19 protein-coding genes and 1 riboswitch are annotated in these 14,640 nt (G+C 65.6%); of the genes, 8 read left to right on the forward strand and 11 right to left on the reverse strand.

The window, feature by feature from the left end:
• Window positions 1–183: 183 nt before the first annotated feature.
• From LRS11_RS02060 to nrdR, 10 genes are all read right to left on the reverse strand, one after another.
• The gene (locus LRS11_RS02060) at window positions 184–834 is read right to left on the reverse strand and encodes a TIGR02281 family clan AA aspartic protease (protein ID WP_260495321.1); all 651 of its coding nucleotides are present in this window, start codon (window positions 832–834) and stop codon (window positions 184–186) included.
• The gene (locus LRS11_RS02065; protein WP_260495322.1) at window positions 821–1,579 is read right to left on the reverse strand and encodes a substrate-binding periplasmic protein; all 759 of its coding nucleotides are present in this window, start codon (window positions 1,577–1,579) and stop codon (window positions 821–823) included. The genes LRS11_RS02060 and LRS11_RS02065 overlap by 14 nt, the downstream gene beginning before the upstream one ends.
• A gap of 9 nt (window positions 1,580–1,588) precedes the next feature.
• Window positions 1,589–2,080, reverse strand: a complete 492-nt coding sequence (locus LRS11_RS02070; protein WP_260495323.1) for a phosphatidylglycerophosphatase A — start codon at window positions 2,078–2,080, stop codon at window positions 1,589–1,591.
• Window positions 2,073–3,038: a thiamine-phosphate kinase gene (thiL, locus tag LRS11_RS02075; protein ID WP_260495324.1), complete on the reverse strand. Its 966-nt coding sequence runs from the start codon at window positions 3,036–3,038 to the stop codon at window positions 2,073–2,075. The genes LRS11_RS02070 and thiL overlap by 8 nt, the downstream gene beginning before the upstream one ends.
• Window positions 3,039–3,053: 15 nt before the next feature.
• Window positions 3,054–3,539 (reverse strand): transcription antitermination factor NusB, encoded by a 486-nt coding sequence (gene nusB, locus LRS11_RS02080; protein ID WP_260495325.1) that lies wholly within the window; start codon window positions 3,537–3,539, stop codon window positions 3,054–3,056.
• On the reverse strand, window positions 3,536–4,012 hold the full coding sequence (gene ribE / locus LRS11_RS02085) for a 6,7-dimethyl-8-ribityllumazine synthase (protein ID WP_182834479.1): 477 nt from the start codon (window positions 4,010–4,012) through the stop codon (window positions 3,536–3,538). The genes nusB and ribE overlap by 4 nt, the downstream gene beginning before the upstream one ends.
• Window positions 4,013–4,100: 88 nt before the next feature.
• The gene (ribBA, locus tag LRS11_RS02090; RefSeq protein ID WP_260495326.1) at window positions 4,101–5,195 is read right to left on the reverse strand and encodes a bifunctional 3,4-dihydroxy-2-butanone-4-phosphate synthase/GTP cyclohydrolase II; all 1,095 of its coding nucleotides are present in this window, start codon (window positions 5,193–5,195) and stop codon (window positions 4,101–4,103) included.
• Window positions 5,196–5,216: 21 nt separating this feature from the next.
• Window positions 5,217–5,885 (reverse strand): riboflavin synthase, encoded by a 669-nt coding sequence (locus LRS11_RS02095; protein WP_260495327.1) that lies wholly within the window; start codon window positions 5,883–5,885, stop codon window positions 5,217–5,219.
• A 119-nt stretch (window positions 5,886–6,004) separates the two neighbouring features.
• A riboswitch (FMN riboswitch) is annotated at window positions 6,005–6,152 on the reverse strand.
• 217 nt (window positions 6,153–6,369) lie between these two features.
• Complete coding sequence (ribD, locus tag LRS11_RS02100) at window positions 6,370–7,497, reverse strand: bifunctional diaminohydroxyphosphoribosylaminopyrimidine deaminase/5-amino-6-(5-phosphoribosylamino)uracil reductase RibD (protein ID WP_260495328.1); 1,128 nt, start codon at window positions 7,495–7,497, stop codon at window positions 6,370–6,372.
• Window positions 7,494–7,958 carry a transcriptional regulator NrdR gene (gene nrdR / locus LRS11_RS02105; protein ID WP_160488971.1) on the reverse strand — a complete coding sequence of 155 codons (465 nt, stop codon included), beginning with the start codon at window positions 7,956–7,958 and terminating at the stop codon, window positions 7,494–7,496. The genes ribD and nrdR overlap by 4 nt, the downstream gene beginning before the upstream one ends.
• A gap of 147 nt (window positions 7,959–8,105) precedes the next feature.
• Here nrdR and LRS11_RS02110 point away from each other — a divergent pair, with 147 nt between their 5' ends.
• From LRS11_RS02110 to LRS11_RS02125, 4 genes are all read left to right on the forward strand, one after another.
• Complete coding sequence (locus LRS11_RS02110; protein WP_260495329.1) at window positions 8,106–8,567, forward strand: YbaY family lipoprotein; 462 nt, start codon at window positions 8,106–8,108, stop codon at window positions 8,565–8,567.
• Window positions 8,564–9,217, forward strand: coding sequence for a methyltransferase (locus LRS11_RS02115; RefSeq protein WP_260495330.1), 654 nt, complete (start codon window positions 8,564–8,566; stop codon window positions 9,215–9,217). The genes LRS11_RS02110 and LRS11_RS02115 overlap by 4 nt, the downstream gene beginning before the upstream one ends.
• 185 nt (window positions 9,218–9,402) lie before the next feature.
• Window positions 9,403–10,275: a thioredoxin gene (gene trxA / locus LRS11_RS02120; protein ID WP_260495331.1), complete on the forward strand. Its 873-nt coding sequence runs from the start codon at window positions 9,403–9,405 to the stop codon at window positions 10,273–10,275.
• Window position 10,276: 1 nt separating this feature from the next.
• Window positions 10,277–10,714, forward strand: a complete 438-nt coding sequence (locus LRS11_RS02125) for an acyl-CoA thioesterase (RefSeq protein ID WP_260495332.1) — start codon at window positions 10,277–10,279, stop codon at window positions 10,712–10,714.
• 5 nt (window positions 10,715–10,719) lie between these two features.
• Here LRS11_RS02125 and LRS11_RS02130 read toward each other — a convergent pair whose 3' ends face one another.
• Window positions 10,720–11,067 (reverse strand): hypothetical protein, encoded by a 348-nt coding sequence (locus LRS11_RS02130; protein ID WP_260495333.1) that lies wholly within the window; start codon window positions 11,065–11,067, stop codon window positions 10,720–10,722.
• 126 nt (window positions 11,068–11,193) lie between these two features.
• Here LRS11_RS02130 and LRS11_RS02135 point away from each other — a divergent pair, with 126 nt between their 5' ends.
• From LRS11_RS02135 to LRS11_RS02150, 4 genes are all read left to right on the forward strand, one after another.
• Complete coding sequence (locus LRS11_RS02135) at window positions 11,194–11,793, forward strand: DUF2796 domain-containing protein (RefSeq protein WP_260495334.1); 600 nt, start codon at window positions 11,194–11,196, stop codon at window positions 11,791–11,793.
• A 232-nt stretch (window positions 11,794–12,025) separates the two neighbouring features.
• On the forward strand, window positions 12,026–12,733 hold the full coding sequence (locus LRS11_RS02140) for an ABC transporter ATP-binding protein (RefSeq protein ID WP_260496846.1): 708 nt from the start codon (window positions 12,026–12,028) through the stop codon (window positions 12,731–12,733).
• A gap of 1 nt (window position 12,734) precedes the next feature.
• Window positions 12,735–13,997: an ABC transporter permease gene (locus tag LRS11_RS02145; protein ID WP_260495335.1), complete on the forward strand. Its 1,263-nt coding sequence runs from the start codon at window positions 12,735–12,737 to the stop codon at window positions 13,995–13,997.
• Window positions 13,998–14,005: 8 nt separating this feature from the next.
• Window positions 14,006–14,536 (forward strand): DUF3299 domain-containing protein, encoded by a 531-nt coding sequence (locus tag LRS11_RS02150; protein WP_260495336.1) that lies wholly within the window; start codon window positions 14,006–14,008, stop codon window positions 14,534–14,536.
• The last annotated feature ends 104 nt before the right edge of the window (window positions 14,537–14,640 follow it).

A 14,640-nucleotide genomic window follows, 5' to 3' on the forward strand; every position in this document is an offset into this window, starting at 1 on the left:
GAGTGTTCGGCAGAAAGGCCGGCATTGTACCAGCAGCACCCGCCGGGCTGGCAGCGTGAATTGTGCGGGATAAGGATCGAGCCATTCGATCGATCGCGCCCGCAAGCCGGCAGGCAAGCACTGTAGAAGCGAGCTCTGCTCGCGAAGCTGCTCCGCTGCCGGATTGCCAAGCAGAACTCGCTACTAAATCTTCGATTCCAGCAGCAGCACGCCATTCTCTTCGCGCCAGCGCACGCGACTGAGGAAGCTCATGCCGAGCAGCACTTCGGTCGGCGCATCGCCTTCCAGCACCACGCCCTCGACACCCAGCACTTCGATGCTGCCGACCTTGACCCGGTCGAGCTTGATCCGCCAGCCGCGCACATTGCCGCCCGCCGTGCTGGCCACCATCGGCCGCCCGACCACGCGATAGTCGATGCCCAGGCGGCGGGCCTGCCCCTCGTTCATCGCCACCGAAGTGGCGCCGGTATCGACGAGGAACTGCACCGGATAGCTGTTGAGCGAGCCCGCCACCCAGAAGTGATTGCCAATCCCCCGGGTGATGCTGAGCTGCTCAGTCTGCGGACCGGCACTACCGGCCTGATTGTACTCGCGCGTCAGGTTGAAGTTGCGCTGCACGCCATCCACCAGCAACACCGCGCCCTTGCTGTCGGCACTCAGCACTTTCACCCCACTGGGGCCGGTCTGGCCGGCCTTGACCAGTTTGCGCTGGCCATCGACGACCAGTACGGCGGCATTGGGAAACAGACCAACCACCTGCACCTGGGTCTCGGCATGCAACACGGCGCTCACCACCAGCAACAAACTGGCAATCAGCAACTCAAGGCGACGCATCGGTTTTCTCCATGTCCTTGTCGAAGGGGTACGGCTGCTGCCAGCGCTGGAACAGCGGACGCAGAGCATCGCTCTGCACCAGCTCGGCCATGCGCCGGTCGTAGATCTGCGCCAGCGCTTTACCGCGCGCAGTATCGGCAAAGCCGGGATACAGCGGCAAGCTTGTCAGCTCGGTTATGCGGAAGCGTTCCGGCTGCGTCGCCGTGCGCATGACATCTTCGACTTCGGTCAGGGCATCGATGTAGAAATCGGCATGGCCACGGTCGAGCATGCGCAGGATACCGCTGCGCCGCTCGACCTCCTGGAACTTGCCGAGCCCCGGCAGATAATCCTGATAGTCGTAGCCGCGCATCCAGACCAGACGGTAGCTGCCGAGCGTCTGCAGGGCCGGCAGCGGCTGGCTGGCCAGGCCCAGGGCGCTAATGAGGTCGGTGTCGTAATGCCACTGCGGATAGAGGATGTGTTCCGTCACTTCATCGTGGTAGGAACCGAGCCAGGCATCCGCCTCGCCGCGCTGCACCAGGCCGATGGAGCGGGAATAGGGCACGATCTGCAAGCTCACTTTGACCCCGGCCGGCTCGAATACCTGGCGCAGGATGTCCCAGGCCAGGCCACTGCCATCCGGATTGGTGTGCTCGGCCCAATGCTCGCTGACCAGCCGGATCTCGACCGGTACGCCCTCTTCGGCCTGCGCGATCGACAGGCCCAGCGACAACAGCAGCAAGCCCAGCCAGCAAACGCGCATGAACCCTCCTTACAGCCAGGCGACGCCCCAGACGATCAGCTGCATGCTCAACCAGGCGAATACGCCGGCCAGCACGTCATCCAGCATGATGCCCACTCCGCCATGCACGTGACGATCAATCCAGCTGATCGGCCACGGCTTGAGGATGTCGAAGAAGCGGAATACCAGGAAGCCTAGCAGGATCCAGTGCCAACCTTCAGGCACCAGCCACAGGGTGATCCACATGCCGACCATCTCGTCCCAGACAATGCCCTCGTGGTCATGCACCTTCATGTCCGTAGCGACCCGACCGCACAGCCAGAAGCCGAACAGCATGGTGATGCCCAGCAGCAGCCAGTAGCCCCAGTCCGGCAGCATCTGCCACAGCGGAATGAACGGAATGGCCACCAGCGAGCCCCAGGTGCCCGGCGCCTTGGGCATCAGCCCGGAGCCGAAACCGAAGGCCAGAAAATGCCAGGGATTGCGCCACACCTGCGGCGCCACACGAACCGAATCAGTCACCCGAACTCCCGAAATGTTGATAGCCCGCCCGTGGCGGTTGGATCAGCGCACCACTGTCATCCAGCAGCGCAACCCCGGTGCCGACCACTGCCTGGCCGATTACCACGGTCGCCGGCCAGGCCGCCTGCACGGCAGCCAGATGCTCGGGCGGCAGGGTAAACGCCAATACATAGTCGTCGCCACCGGCCAGCGCACAATCGCGCGCCGCCGTCCCGGCGATAGCTTGCAGGGCAGTCGACAGCGGCACGCGAGCCAGTTCGATATGCAAGGCCAGGCCGGAGGCGGCGGCGATATGCCCGCAGTCCGCCAGCAGGCCGTCGGAGATATCCAGCGCCGCCGTGGCCTTGCCGCGCAGCAGCAGGCCGAGCGCCAGTTGCGGCTGCGGCGCCCAGTAGCGCAGCAGCAGGTAGTCGACCTGTTCCCCCTGCTCTTGGCGCTGAGCCAGCACCAGCGGCAAGGCGCCGGCGGCATCGCCCAGCTCGCCGCCGACGCAGAGCAGGTCGCCGGGGCGGGCACCGCTGCGAGTCAGCGCCTGGCCGGCCGGCAGCCGGCCGAACACCGTGACGGTGAGGCTCAGCGGGCCACGGGTGGTATCGCCGCCGACCAGGGCCAGGCGACAGCCTTGCGCCATCTGCGACAGGCCACGGGCAAACCCCTGCAGCCAGGCTTCGTCCGCCTGCGGCAAGGTGATGGCCAGGGTGAAGCCCAGAGGAGTGGCGCCCATGGCCGCCAGGTCACTGGCCGCCACTGCCAGCGCGCGCTGGCCGAGCAGGAAGGGGTCGGGGGATGCGGGAAAATGCACGCTGGCAACCAGGGTGTCGGTAGACACCGCCAGTTGTTCGCCGGCTGGCAGTTGCAGCAGGGCACAGTCGTCGCCGATGCCCAGGGCGACTCCTTCGGCCGCCTGCGCACAAGGCGCGGCGGCGAAGAAGCGGCGGATTAGCTCGAACTCACCCACCCGGTTGCAGCCCGATCAGCGCTTGTGAGCGCTGACCTCGGCGGCACGCAGGGTAGGCGCGAGCTTGTCCAGCACGCCGTTGACGAACTTGTGTCCGTCGGTGGCACCGAACACTTTGGCCAGCTCGATACCTTCGTTGATCACCACGCGATAGGGCACGTCGACGCGGCTGCGCAGCTCCCAGGTGGACAGGCGCAGGATGGCCAGTTCGACCGGGTCCAGTTCTTCCAGCGGACGATCCAGGCAAGGCGCGATGGCCTCGTCGATCTCGGTCTTCTGGGTGGCCACACCGACGAGGATCTCGTGGAAGTAGCCGCCGTCGACGCCGCTGAAATCGTTGTCGACGCGGAACTGCGCTTCGATCTCGTTCAGCGACTGACCGGCCATGTGCCACTGATACAGGGCCTGCATGCCTAGGCTGCGGGCCACGCGGCGGGTTGCGATCTTGCCCTTGGCCTTGGGCTGCGGAGCGTCCTGGCTGTCGTCGTGGTTAAGGCTCACTTGGCCTCCAACTGCGCCAGCAGGCTGACCATTTCCAGAGCGGACAGAGCAGCTTCGGCGCCCTTGTTGCCGGCCTTGGTGCCGGAACGCTCGATGGCTTGTTCGATGGAGTCGACGGTCAGCACGCCGAAGGACACCGGCACGCCGTATTCCATGGACACCTGAGCCAGACCCTTGGTGCATTCACCGGCGACGTATTCGAAGTGCGGGGTGCCGCCACGGATGACAGCGCCGAGGGCGATGATGGCGGCGTACTCGCCACGCTGGGCGACTTTCTGGGTAACCAGGGGAATTTCGAAGGCACCCGGCGCGCGGATGATGGTGATGTCGCTTTCGCTCACACCGTGGCGCACCAGCGCATCAACTGCGCCACTGACCAGGCTTTCGACGACGAAGCTGTTGAAGCGGCCCACTACCAGGGCGTACTTGCCCTTGGGGGCGATGAAGGTACCTTCGATGGTCTTCAGGGTCATGGCGAGTCTCGTATGGCGTTAAAGAGCCAGTGCGCTAGTGGCAGCGCACTGTAAACATAGGATATGAACAGCCGATCGACAGACCGGCTTATTCAGCGGGCACGTATTCTACTACTTCCAGGTCGAAGCCGGATATCGCGTTGAACTTCATCGGCGAGCTGAGCAGGCGCATCTTGCGCACGCCCAGATCACGCAGGATCTGCGAACCGGCACCGACGGTGCTGTAGGTGGTCGGGCTGGCCGACTTATTCTCGGCACCCTGGCTACGTTCGAGCTGAGCCAGCAGCTCCGGACCGTTGATCGGATTGCCCAGCAGCAACACCACCCCGCTACCGGCCTTGGCCACCTCGGCCATGGCCGCACGCAGGCTCCAGCGCCCCGCCTGCTTGACCAGGAACAGGTCGCGCAGCGGATCGGCGTTGTGCACCCGTACCAGGGTTGGCGTCTCGGCGCAGATGCTGCCCAGGGTCAGGGCCATGTGCACGCTGTCATCCAGGGCATCGCGGTAGCTGACCAGGTTGAACTGGCCCAGCTCGCTGTCGATGGTCTGCTCGCTGACGCGCTGCACGGTGCGCTCGTGGATCAGCCGGTAGTGGATCAGGTCGGCGATGGTGCCGATCTTCAGGTTGTGCTCGGCGGCGAACACTTCCAGCTCCGGACGACGGGCCATGGTGCCGTCGTCGTTCATGATCTCGCAGATCACCCCGCTCGGCTCGAAACCGGCCATGCGCGCCAGGTCGCAGGCCGCCTCGGTGTGCCCAGCACGGGCCAGCACGCCGCCGGGCTGGGCCATCAGCGGGAAGATGTGACCGGGGCTGACGATATCGTCGGCCACCGCACTCCTGGCCACGGCGGCCTGCACGGTACGCGCGCGGTCGGCGGCGGAAATGCCGGTGGTCACGCCCTCGGCGGCTTCGATGGAGACGGTGAACTTGGTGCCGAAACCGGAACCATTGCGCGGCGCCATCAGCGGCAGCTTGAGCAGCTCGCAACGCTCGCGGCTCATCGGCATGCAGATCAGGCCGCGGGCGAAACGGGCCATGAAGTTGATGTGCTCGGCGGTCACGCATTCGGAGGCGATGATGATGTCGCCTTCGTTCTCGCGGTCCTCGTCATCCATGAGGATGACCATCTTGCCGGCGCGGATGTCTTCGATCAGTTCTGCTGCGGTATTCAGAGCCATGAGGGCTATTCCTTCAATTCGTTAGCGAGACGGGTTCAGAAAGCCGTGCTCGGCCAAGAAACCTTCGGTGATGCCACTGGCAGCGGGCTCGGCAGCCTTGTCACCGAGCAGCAGGCGCTCCAGGTAACGGGCCAGCAGATCCACTTCCAGGTTGACCCTGCGACCGGACTGGTAGTCGGCCATGATGGTCTCGACCAGGGTATGCGGCACGATGGTCAGTTCAAATTCGGCGCCATTCACCGCGTTGACCGTCAGGCTGGTGCCATCGACGGTGATCGAGCCTTTCAGCGCGATGTACTTGGCCAGCTCGCGCGGCGCACGCACGGTGAATTGGATGGCGCGGGCATTGTCCTCGCGCTTGACAATCTCGCCGACGCCGTCGACATGACCGCTGACCAGATGCCCGCCGAGGCGGGTGGTCGGCGTCAGGGCCTTTTCCAGGTTGACCCGGCTGCCGATCTTCAGGTCGATGAAGGCACTGCAGGCCAGGGTCTCGCGGCTGACGTCGGCCCAGAAACCGTCGCCCGGCAGCTCGACCGCAGTCAGGCACACGCCGTTGACCGCGATGCTGTCACCCAGTTTGACGTCGCCCAGGTCAAGTTTGCCGGTCTGCACGTACACGCGTACGTCGCCGCCCTTGGGCGTCAGGGCACGGATGGTACCGATGGATTCGATTATGCCGGTGAACATGCGTCCTCCCGGTGGGTGTTGCAATGCAGCATGGATGAACTCCTGTTTTGGTCAAAAACAGGGCAATGCCGATCGATAGGGATTTTCGCGGGCGCAGCAGACGGCACCCTGGGAGGGAATCCCGCTCTCTCTTTATCCGGACTATACCGTCGGCCCCGGAATCGCACCGGGTCTGCTGTCCCTTTCCCGTGGAAAGGCGCTCGCGGGCTAGACACTTAGCGTGCCATTACCGCCGGTGGGGAATCACACCCCGCCCTGAGAACGTTGCAGCCTTGGAGGGCTGCGGCCTGCTTTTTACCACAAAAGCGCGGCCTGCTGTAGGAGATTGCCCGCCGTCTTCGATGGAGCGCTGTCGCGCAGCAAACTCTGTAGGAGCCAGCTTGCTGGCGATGCTTTTGACCTGCCAGGATCGCCAGCAAGCTGGCTCCTACAAGCCTTCATGTAGATTCAATTTTTACATGCAAAACAATGAGTTACTTTGGCTTTATGAAAGCGAGCGCTTGGGTACCGCGATGATCCGCCAGTCGGCGCCGACTGCGCGGATCTCACGGATCTCCAGTTCCTGGGCCTCGGCCATGCGCGCCAGCGGCCAGTCGAGCAAGGGCCGCGCGCTGGAGCCGAGGAACTTCGGCGCGACGAACAGCTGGTACTCATCGACCAGCCCGGCGCGGGCAAACGCTCCGGCCAGGCGCGGCCCGGCCTCGACCAGCACTTCGTTGGCACCGCGACTGGCCAGTTCCATGAGCAGTTTGCGCAGGTCGACATGGCCATTGCTGCCCGGCACGGCGAGCAGCTCATGGCCGTCTTCGAGGAAGCGATCGCGGGCGGACGCGGCGGCGCAGGTGGCGACCAGCGCCGGCCCGGTCTTATAAAACGGCGCCGACAGCGGCACACGCAGGCGGCCGTCGACCAGCACGCGCAGCGGCGGCCGGCTGACTGCCAGGGCCGCCTGCTCGGCGCCCAGTCCCAGTTCATCGGGGCGCACGGTGAGGCGCGCCTGGTCGGTAAGCACGGTATCGGCGCCGGTAAGGATCACGCTGGCCCGCGCACGCAGGCGCTGCACCGCCGAGCGCGCTTCCGGCCCGGTGATCCACTGACTCTCGCCGCTGGCCATAGCCGTGCGCCCGTCCAGGCTCATCGCCAGCTTGACCCGCACGAACGGCAGGCCCTGCTCCATGCGCTTGATAAAGCCGGCGTTGAGCACCCGCGCCTCGGCCTCCAGCACGCCGCTGTGCACGGCGATGCCGGCGTGCATCAGGCGCAGCAGGCCCTTGCCGGACACCTCCGGATTGGGGTCCTGCATGGCTGCCACCACGCGGGCGACACCGGCCGCGACCAGCGCATCGGCGCAGGGCGGCGTGCGCCCGTGGTGGCTGCAGGGTTCCAGGGTGACGTAGGCAGTGGCACCTTGCGCCCGCGCGCCGGCCTGGCGCAGGGCATGTACTTCGGCATGAGGCTCGCCAGCGCGGGCGTGCCAGCCTTCGCCGACGACCTGCCCGTCACGCACGATGACGCAGCCGACGCGGGGATTGGGATGGGTGGAGTACAGACCCTTGCGCGCCAGTTCCAGCGCGCGGGCCATGAATAGCTGGTCGTTCGCGGTTCCGCTCATGGTTTCGCCGGCTCACGGGCCAGGCGATCGATTTCCTCGCGGAACTCGTTGAGATCCTGGAAGCGGCGGTAGACCGAGGCGAAGCGGATATAGGCGACTTCATCGAGCTTCTGCAGCTCGGTCATCACCAGCTCGCCGAGCACCAGCGACTTGATCTCGCGTTCGCCGGTGGCGCGCAGCTTCTGCTTGATGTGGGCGATCGCCTCTTCCAGGCGCTCGACGCTGACCGGGCGCTTCTCCAGCGCACGCTGCATGCCGGCGCGCAGCTTGTCCTCGTCGAACGGCTGGCGGCTGCCGTCCTGCTTGATCAGGCGCGGCATCACCAGTTCGGCGGTTTCGAAGGTGGTGAAACGTTCGCCGCAGGCCAGGCATTCGCGCCGGCGGCGCACCTGTTCGCCCTCGGCGACCAGGCGGGAGTCGATGACCTTGGTGTCGTTGGCAGCACAGAAGGGGCAATGCATGGCGGGAAACGGCCCTATGAAAAGGTGGCTCATGGTAGCGCATCCCTTTGCCAAGACAAGCCAGCGCCTTTGCGGTATACAGGCGCCCGCCCCAGCGCATCCCGCGCTAGTCTTGCCTGTATAAATGCCTTGCCGCCCAGGTTCGCCATGTCGATACGCTTGCTGCTTCCCCTGTTCAGTACCCTGCTGCTGGCCGCCTGCGCCAGTGCGCCGGAAAAACCCACGCCACCCGTCGCGCCGGCGCCAGCACCAGTCGCCGTGACCAAGCCGGCCGTCGTGGTCGAAGCGCCCCTGCCCAGCCATATGCGCGAGCTGCGCGGCAGCCTGCGCACGCCGCCAGCCGGCAGCGAAGTGGAGATGGCCCTGCTGGTGATCGACGAGCGCGACCGCCCGCAACAGCTGCTCGGCAGCCTGAAACTAAGCGGCAACGGCCAGCTGCTGCCGTTCCGCCTGCCATTCAACCCGGCGTACTTCCCCAGCGGCGCACGGGTCGAACTGCGCGCGCGCATCAGCCAGTCCGGGCGCCTGGTCCTGCGCCTGCCGCCGCAGCGCATCAGCCAGGCGCAGACGCAAAGCCTCGGCGAACTGCCATTGGTCAGCGCACCATGAAGGCTCCGGCAGTCCTGCAGGACGCCTTGCGACAGCTGCTCGGTGACGCACGCTTGGTGGCGGAAACTCTGCCCGGCACCGACCTCAAGCTGTGGCTGATCGATGCGGCGAACATGGACCGCTGCTTCAGCCCGGAAGAAACCCGCCTGATCCTCGAGGAGCCGCCCTACTGGAGCTTCTGCTGGGCCAGCGGTCTGGTGCTGGCACGCTGGCTGGCCGAACAGCCCGAGTGGGTACACGGCAAGCGCGTGCTGGACTTCGGCGCCGGTTCCGGCGTGGCCGCCATCGCCGCAGCCAAGGCCGGCGCCCTGGAAGTGGTGGCCTGCGACCTCGACCCGCTGGCCATCGAATCGTGCCGGGCGAATGCCGAGCTGAACGGGGTGGAGTTGAGCTACTCGCTGGATTTCTTCGCCGAGGCAGACCGCTTCGACCTGATCATCGTCGCCGACGTGCTCTACGACCGCGCCAACCTGCCGTTGCTCGACCATTTCCTCAGCCGAGGCCGCGAGGCGCTGGTCGCCGATTCGCGGGTCAAGGACTTCCAGCACCCGCTGTACCAGCGCCTGGGTATGCTCGAAGCCTGCACCTGGCCGGACCTGGCCGAGCCGGCGGAGTTTCGCCATGTCAGCCTGTATCACGCCCAGCGCTGATGGTGATGGTGATGGTGATGGTGTAGGAGCCAGCTTGCTGGCGATCCGCGGCAGCACAAGAGCATCGCCAGCAAGCTGGCTCCTACAAGAGCAGTCCGTAGCCCGGACGCAATCCGGGCTACTTGTATCCGTGCCGACACGCCCGCATTTATAGTTGCAGCCTTTCGCCTTCCCGAGATTCTTCCATGAGCGATACCCCCTACATCTTCGACATTTCCGGCGCCGCCAGCTTCGAACAGCTGGTGATCGAAAACTCCTTCCACAAGCCGGTGCTGGTGGACTTCTGGGCCGAGTGGTGCGCGCCGTGCAAGGCGCTGATGCCGCTGCTGGCGAAGATCACCGAGGAATACCGCGGCGAACTGCTGCTGGCCAAGGTCAACTGCGACATCGAGCAGGATATCGTCGCCCGCTTCGGTATCCGCAGCCTGCCCACCGTGGTGCTGTTCAAGGATGGCCAGCCGGTCGACGGCTTTGCCGGTGCGCAACCGGAATCGGCGATCCGCGAGATGCTCAAGCCGCATGTCGCCGAACCGGCGCCGGAAGCCGCCGACCCCATGGAAACGGTGCAGACACTCTTCACCGAAGGCCGTATCGGTGAAGCCGAGAGCCTGCTCAAGCAGGTCCTCACCGAGAACAACGAAAACGCCGCCGCGCTGATCCTCTACGCGCGCTGCCTGGCCGAGCGCGGCGAACTGGGCGAAGCCGAAGCGGTACTGAACGCGGTGAAAGGCGACGAACACAAGCAGGCCCTGGCCGGTGCCAAAGCGCAGCTGACCTTCCTGCGTCAGGCCGCCGACCTGCCGGACAGCGCCGACCTGAAAGCTCGCCTGGCCCAGGATGGCAACGACGACGAGGCGACCTACCAGCTGGCCATCCAGCAGCTGGCGCGCCAGCAGCACGAGGCGGCGCTGGATGGCCTGCTCAAACTGTTCGTGCGCAACCGCAGCTATGCCGAGGGCATCGCCCACAAGACCCTGCTGCAGGTGTTCGACCTGCTCGGCAACGATCACCCGCTGGTGACCCTATACCGACGCAAGCTGTACCAGGCGATCTACTGAGATGAGCACGCCCTTCCAGCTGCTACTGCGGGTGCGCTACGGCGAGTGCGATGCCCAGCAGGTGGTGTTCAACGCGCGCTATGGCGACTACATCGACGTGGCCGCCACCGAGTTCTACCGCGCGTTGTTTGGCAGCTATCAGTACCTGCTCGACCGGGGCCTGGACAGCCAGGTGGTGCGCATGACCACCGACTGGAGCTCGCCGGCGCGCTTCGATGATGTGCTGCTCATTCAGGTGCAGACCCTGCGCCTGGGCACCACCTCGTACAGCCTGCTGGTGGAAATCATCCAGCAGGCCGAGCAGCGCCTGGTCGCGCGCAGCGAAGTCACCTACGTGATGGTCGATGCGCAGAGCTTCGGCAAAACCGCCATCCCCGCCGACCTGCGCGCACAGCTGGAACACGGCGCGCCGGGCGTGCGGGTCAACCAGGCCGGCTGATTAAATCAACCGATCCAGCGATACAGCGGCGCTTCGGCGCCGCTTTCTATTTGCACCTGCGGGCAATGGCGCAGGCGCACCAGCAGACGCTTGCCGGCCGCGGAACTGCCGGCCAGGGCCGTCAGCTCGCCCAGCAATTGCGGGCCATCCAGACTGCCGGCGCGCTGCAGCAAATCCTGCGTGGCCTGCCACAGGCCGTCCTGAGCTTTTGCCACAGCCGCCACGGGCGCCGGTACCGGCGTGACGGCGCTGTCGCGAGGTAACAGCGCCGCCAGTTGCGCCCAGTCCTCCTGATCCATTTCCACTGACAGATCCACCGGCCACTCGCCGATTCGTCCCTTGATTCGCAGCATCGTCAATTCCTCACTGAATGCCGGGCATGCTGCCATGACGCCGCGAGCGCGCCAAACGGAGCTGGCCAAACTCGTCGAAAACCTGTTATAACATAACTACAAATTTATTCCTTCCGGAGCCTCCACATGCGCCATCTGCTGCTCGCCCTGCCCTTCGCCCTGCTGCCGCTGGCGCTTGCAAACGCTCAGAGCCATGAGCACGACCATGCCGAGCACGGCAGCCTCGACAAGCATGAACACGGCGTGGCCAGCCTGAATGTGGCGCTGGACGGCAACACCCTGGAAATCCAGCTGGAGAGCCCGGCGATGAATATCGTCGGTTTCGAGCATGCCGCCAGCAGCGCAGCGGACCAGGCCAAGGTCGCCGCCGTGCGCCAGCAACTGCAACAACCCCAGGCGCTGTTTGCCTTACCCATCGAAGCCAAATGCACGCTCAAGCAACATGAGTTGCAGGGCGCGCTGTTCGCCGCGTCCGCAGACGAGCACGAGCACGAGCACGAGCACGACGAGCATGGCGCCCACGAGCAGAGCGAGGAACAGGGCCACAGCGATATCAGCGCCCACTACCAGTTCGACTGCGCCACGCCTGCTGCTTTGCAAACCCTGGAGCTGGGCAGTTTCTTCGGCAGTTTCCCCGGAACCGAGAAGCTCGACGTGCAGCTGATCGGCCCCAGCGGCCAGCAGGGTGTGCAGCTCAGTCCGAGCAATACGCGCCTGACCTTCTGAGGGAGGCGGCTGCCTGGATGCAGGGACAGGGCCATTCACCCTCTCCCCAGCCCTCTCCCGTAAACGGGAGAGGGGGCAAAAGCGCATCGCCGCGGTTCGACGCCGCGCATCGCAATGCGAAAAAGATCATGCACAAACTCTTCTATACGATGCGCGACGCACCTGCAGCGCCGTCTACACCTGCTGCGGCAAACTCCCTATGCTGAGCACCTCGTCCGCCATTGGCCCGACCATGTCCGACCCACTGATCGAACTCAACGACCTCGGCTTCGCCTGGCCCGGCCAGGCGGAGTTGCTGGATATTCCCGGTTTCACTCTGCAACGCGGCGAGAGCCTGTTTCTCAAGGGCCCCAGCGGCAGCGGCAAGACCACCCTGCTCGGCCTGCTCGGCGGCGTGCAGCAGCCGGGGCGCGGCAGCGTGAAGCTGCTTGGCAACGAGCTCGCGCGGCTGTCCTCGGGCGCCCGTGATCGCTTCCGGGTCGACCACACCGGCTATATCTTCCAGCAGTTCAACCTGCTGCCGTTCCTCTCGGTACGCGAGAACGTCGAGCTGCCCTGCCGCTTCTCCCAGTCCCGCGCCGTACGCGCCAGCCAGCGCCATGGCAGTGTCGATGCAGCTGCCGCGGTATTACTCGAACACCTAGGACTGAAGGCCGAACTGCTGCCGCGCCGTGCCGACTCGCTGTCGATCGGCCAGCAGCAACGGGTCGCCGCCGCCCGTGCGCTGATCGGCCAGCCGGAACTGGTGATCGCCGACGAACCGACCTCGGCCCTGGATGCCGATGCGCGTGAGGCATTCCTCTCGCTGCTGTTCGCCGAATGCCGCGCCGCCGGCGCCAGCCTGCTGTTCGTCAGCCATGACCAGAGCCTGGCGCCGCTGTTCGACCGCGCCCTGTCGCTGGCCGAGCTGAACCGCGCCAGCCGCGTCGAGGAGGTCTGAGATGCATCTGATCCGCATCGCCCTGGCCAGCTTGGGCAACCGCCGCTTCACCGCCCTGCTCACGGTGTTCGCCATCGCCCTGTCGGTGTGCCTGCTGCTTGCCGTCGAACGGGTGCGCAGCGAGGCGCGCGCCAGTTTCGCCAGCACCATCAGCGGCACCGACCTGATCGTCGGCGCCCGTTCCGGCAGCGTGAACCTGCTGCTGTACTCGGTGTTCCGCATCGGCAATGCCACCAACAATATCCGCTGGGACAGCTTCGAAACCCTGGCCAAACACCCGCAGGTGAAGTGGGCCATCCCGCTGTCACTGGGCGACTCGCACCGCGGTTACCGAGTGCTCGGCACCGACACCGGCTACTTTGAGCATTACCACTACGGCCGTACGCAGCCGCTGCAGCTGGTCGAAGGCAAGCCGTTCGCCGACCTGTTCGAAGTGGTGCTCGGCGCCGAAGTGGCGCAGGCGCTGCACTACAAACTGGGCGACCAGATCGTCCTGGCCCACGGGGTCAGCACGGTCAGCCTGACCCAGCACGACGACAAGCCGTTCACCGTGGTCGGCATCCTCGCCCGCACCGGCACGCCGGTGGACCGCACCCTGCATATCTCCCTGGCCGGCATGGAAGCGCTGCATGTCGACTGGCAGAACGGCGTGCCGGCGCGCGGCGCGGGCAAGATCTCGGCCGAGCAGGCGCGTGAAATGCAGCTGCAACCCAAGGCCATCACCGCCGTTCTGTTGGGTCTGAAAAGCAAGATCGCCACCTTCACCGTGCAGCGCCAGGTCAACGAATACCGCGGCGAGCCGCTGCAGGCGATTCTCCCCGGCGTCGCCCTGCAGGAGCTGTGGAGCCTGATGGGCGTGGCCGAAAAGGCGCTGTTCGTGGTCTCGCTGTTCGTCGTGCTGACCGGGCTGATCGGCATGCTCACGGCCATCCTCACCAGCCTCAACGAGCGCCGCCGGGAGATGGCCATCCTCCGCTCGGTGGGCGCGCGGCCCTGGCATATCGCCGGCTTGCTGGTGCTGGAAGCCTTCGCCCTGGCCCTGGCTGGCGTCTTGCTGGGGCTGGCCCTGCTCTATCTCGGCATCGCCGCCAGCCAGGGCTATGTGCAGGCGCAGTACGGCCTGTTCCTGCCGCTCAACCTGCCCAGTGGCTATGAGTGGCGTCTGCTCGGCGCTATTCTGGCGGCCGCCCTGCTGATGGGCAGCGTGCCGGCCTGGCGCGCCTATCGGCAGTCCCTGGCCGATGGCCTGTCGATCCGTCTATGAGGTTGCCCATGCGTCGCCTGTTGTTTGCGCTGCTGTTGTCCTGCACTACCGCGCTGTGGAGCGCTGCTCCGATGGCCGCAGAACTGCGCGAGCTGACCTGGAGCGAGATGGTGCCCGCCGACGCGCCGCCACAGACTGCCCAGCCGGCTGCACCGCTGCACGACCTGTCGCAACTGGCCGACGCCCTCGCTGCAGAAAGCGGCCCCGCCGCCGCGCAGCAGTCGCCGGCGGCGCCAGTGGTCAAGGCACTCGACGGCCAGCAGGTGAAACTGCCGGGCTACATCGTGCCGCTGGATGTGACCGAGGAAGGCCGCGTCACCGAGTTCCTCCTGGTGCCCTACTTCGGCGCCTGCATCCACGTGCCGCCACCGCCCTCCAACCAGATCGTGCATGTCACCAGCGAACTGGGCGTGCTGATGGATGCGCTGTACCAACCGTTCTGGATCGAAGGCCCGCTCAAGGTCGGCCAGATCAGCAGCGACCTGGCCGAGGCCGGCTATCAGATGCAGGCCGAGAAGATCTATCCGTACGAGATGTGATCAAGGATGTGTCAGATTGACGCACCCCAACCGCTCAACAACACTCCAGCCTATTGAGCCAAGTCAAGAAGTGCCCCCATCAGGTTGGCTGACAATCCGCTCAG

The sequence above is a fragment of the Pseudomonas sp. J452 genome (genome assembly GCF_024666525.1).
Taxonomy (GTDB): Bacteria; Pseudomonadota; Gammaproteobacteria; order Pseudomonadales; family Pseudomonadaceae; genus Aquipseudomonas.

Excerpts from the sequence above, each read along its gene's own strand:
- LRS11_RS02095 (WP_260495327.1), bottom strand. The coding sequence starts at position 5,885 with ATGTTCACCGGCATAATCGAATCCATCGGTACCATCCGTGCCCTGACG.
- LRS11_RS02135 (WP_260495334.1), top strand. The coding sequence starts at position 11,194 with ATGCGCCATCTGCTGCTCGCCCTGCCCTTCGCCCTGCTGCCGCTGGCG.
- ribE (WP_182834479.1), bottom strand. The coding sequence starts at position 4,012 with ATGACCCTGAAGACCATCGAAGGTACCTTCATCGCCCCCAAGGGCAAG.
- LRS11_RS02125 (WP_260495332.1), top strand. The coding sequence starts at position 10,277 with ATGAGCACGCCCTTCCAGCTGCTACTGCGGGTGCGCTACGGCGAGTGC.
- ribD (WP_260495328.1), bottom strand. The coding sequence starts at position 7,497 with ATGAGCGGAACCGCGAACGACCAGCTATTCATGGCCCGCGCGCTGGAA.
- trxA (WP_260495331.1), top strand. The coding sequence starts at position 9,403 with ATGAGCGATACCCCCTACATCTTCGACATTTCCGGCGCCGCCAGCTTC.
- LRS11_RS02110 (WP_260495329.1), top strand. The coding sequence starts at position 8,106 with ATGTCGATACGCTTGCTGCTTCCCCTGTTCAGTACCCTGCTGCTGGCC.
- nrdR (WP_160488971.1), bottom strand. The coding sequence starts at position 7,958 with ATGCATTGCCCCTTCTGTGCTGCCAACGACACCAAGGTCATCGACTCC.
- LRS11_RS02145 (WP_260495335.1), top strand. The coding sequence starts at position 12,735 with ATGCATCTGATCCGCATCGCCCTGGCCAGCTTGGGCAACCGCCGCTTC.
- LRS11_RS02115 (WP_260495330.1), top strand. The coding sequence starts at position 8,564 with ATGAAGGCTCCGGCAGTCCTGCAGGACGCCTTGCGACAGCTGCTCGGT.
- LRS11_RS02130 (WP_260495333.1), bottom strand. The coding sequence starts at position 11,067 with ATGCTGCGAATCAAGGGACGAATCGGCGAGTGGCCGGTGGATCTGTCA.
- LRS11_RS02060 (WP_260495321.1), bottom strand. The coding sequence starts at position 834 with ATGCGTCGCCTTGAGTTGCTGATTGCCAGTTTGTTGCTGGTGGTGAGC.
- LRS11_RS02150 (WP_260495336.1), top strand. The coding sequence starts at position 14,006 with ATGCGTCGCCTGTTGTTTGCGCTGCTGTTGTCCTGCACTACCGCGCTG.
- ribBA (WP_260495326.1), bottom strand. The coding sequence starts at position 5,195 with ATGGCTCTGAATACCGCAGCAGAACTGATCGAAGACATCCGCGCCGGC.
- LRS11_RS02065 (WP_260495322.1), bottom strand. The coding sequence starts at position 1,579 with ATGCGCGTTTGCTGGCTGGGCTTGCTGCTGTTGTCGCTGGGCCTGTCG.
- LRS11_RS02140 (WP_260496846.1), top strand. The coding sequence starts at position 12,026 with ATGTCCGACCCACTGATCGAACTCAACGACCTCGGCTTCGCCTGGCCC.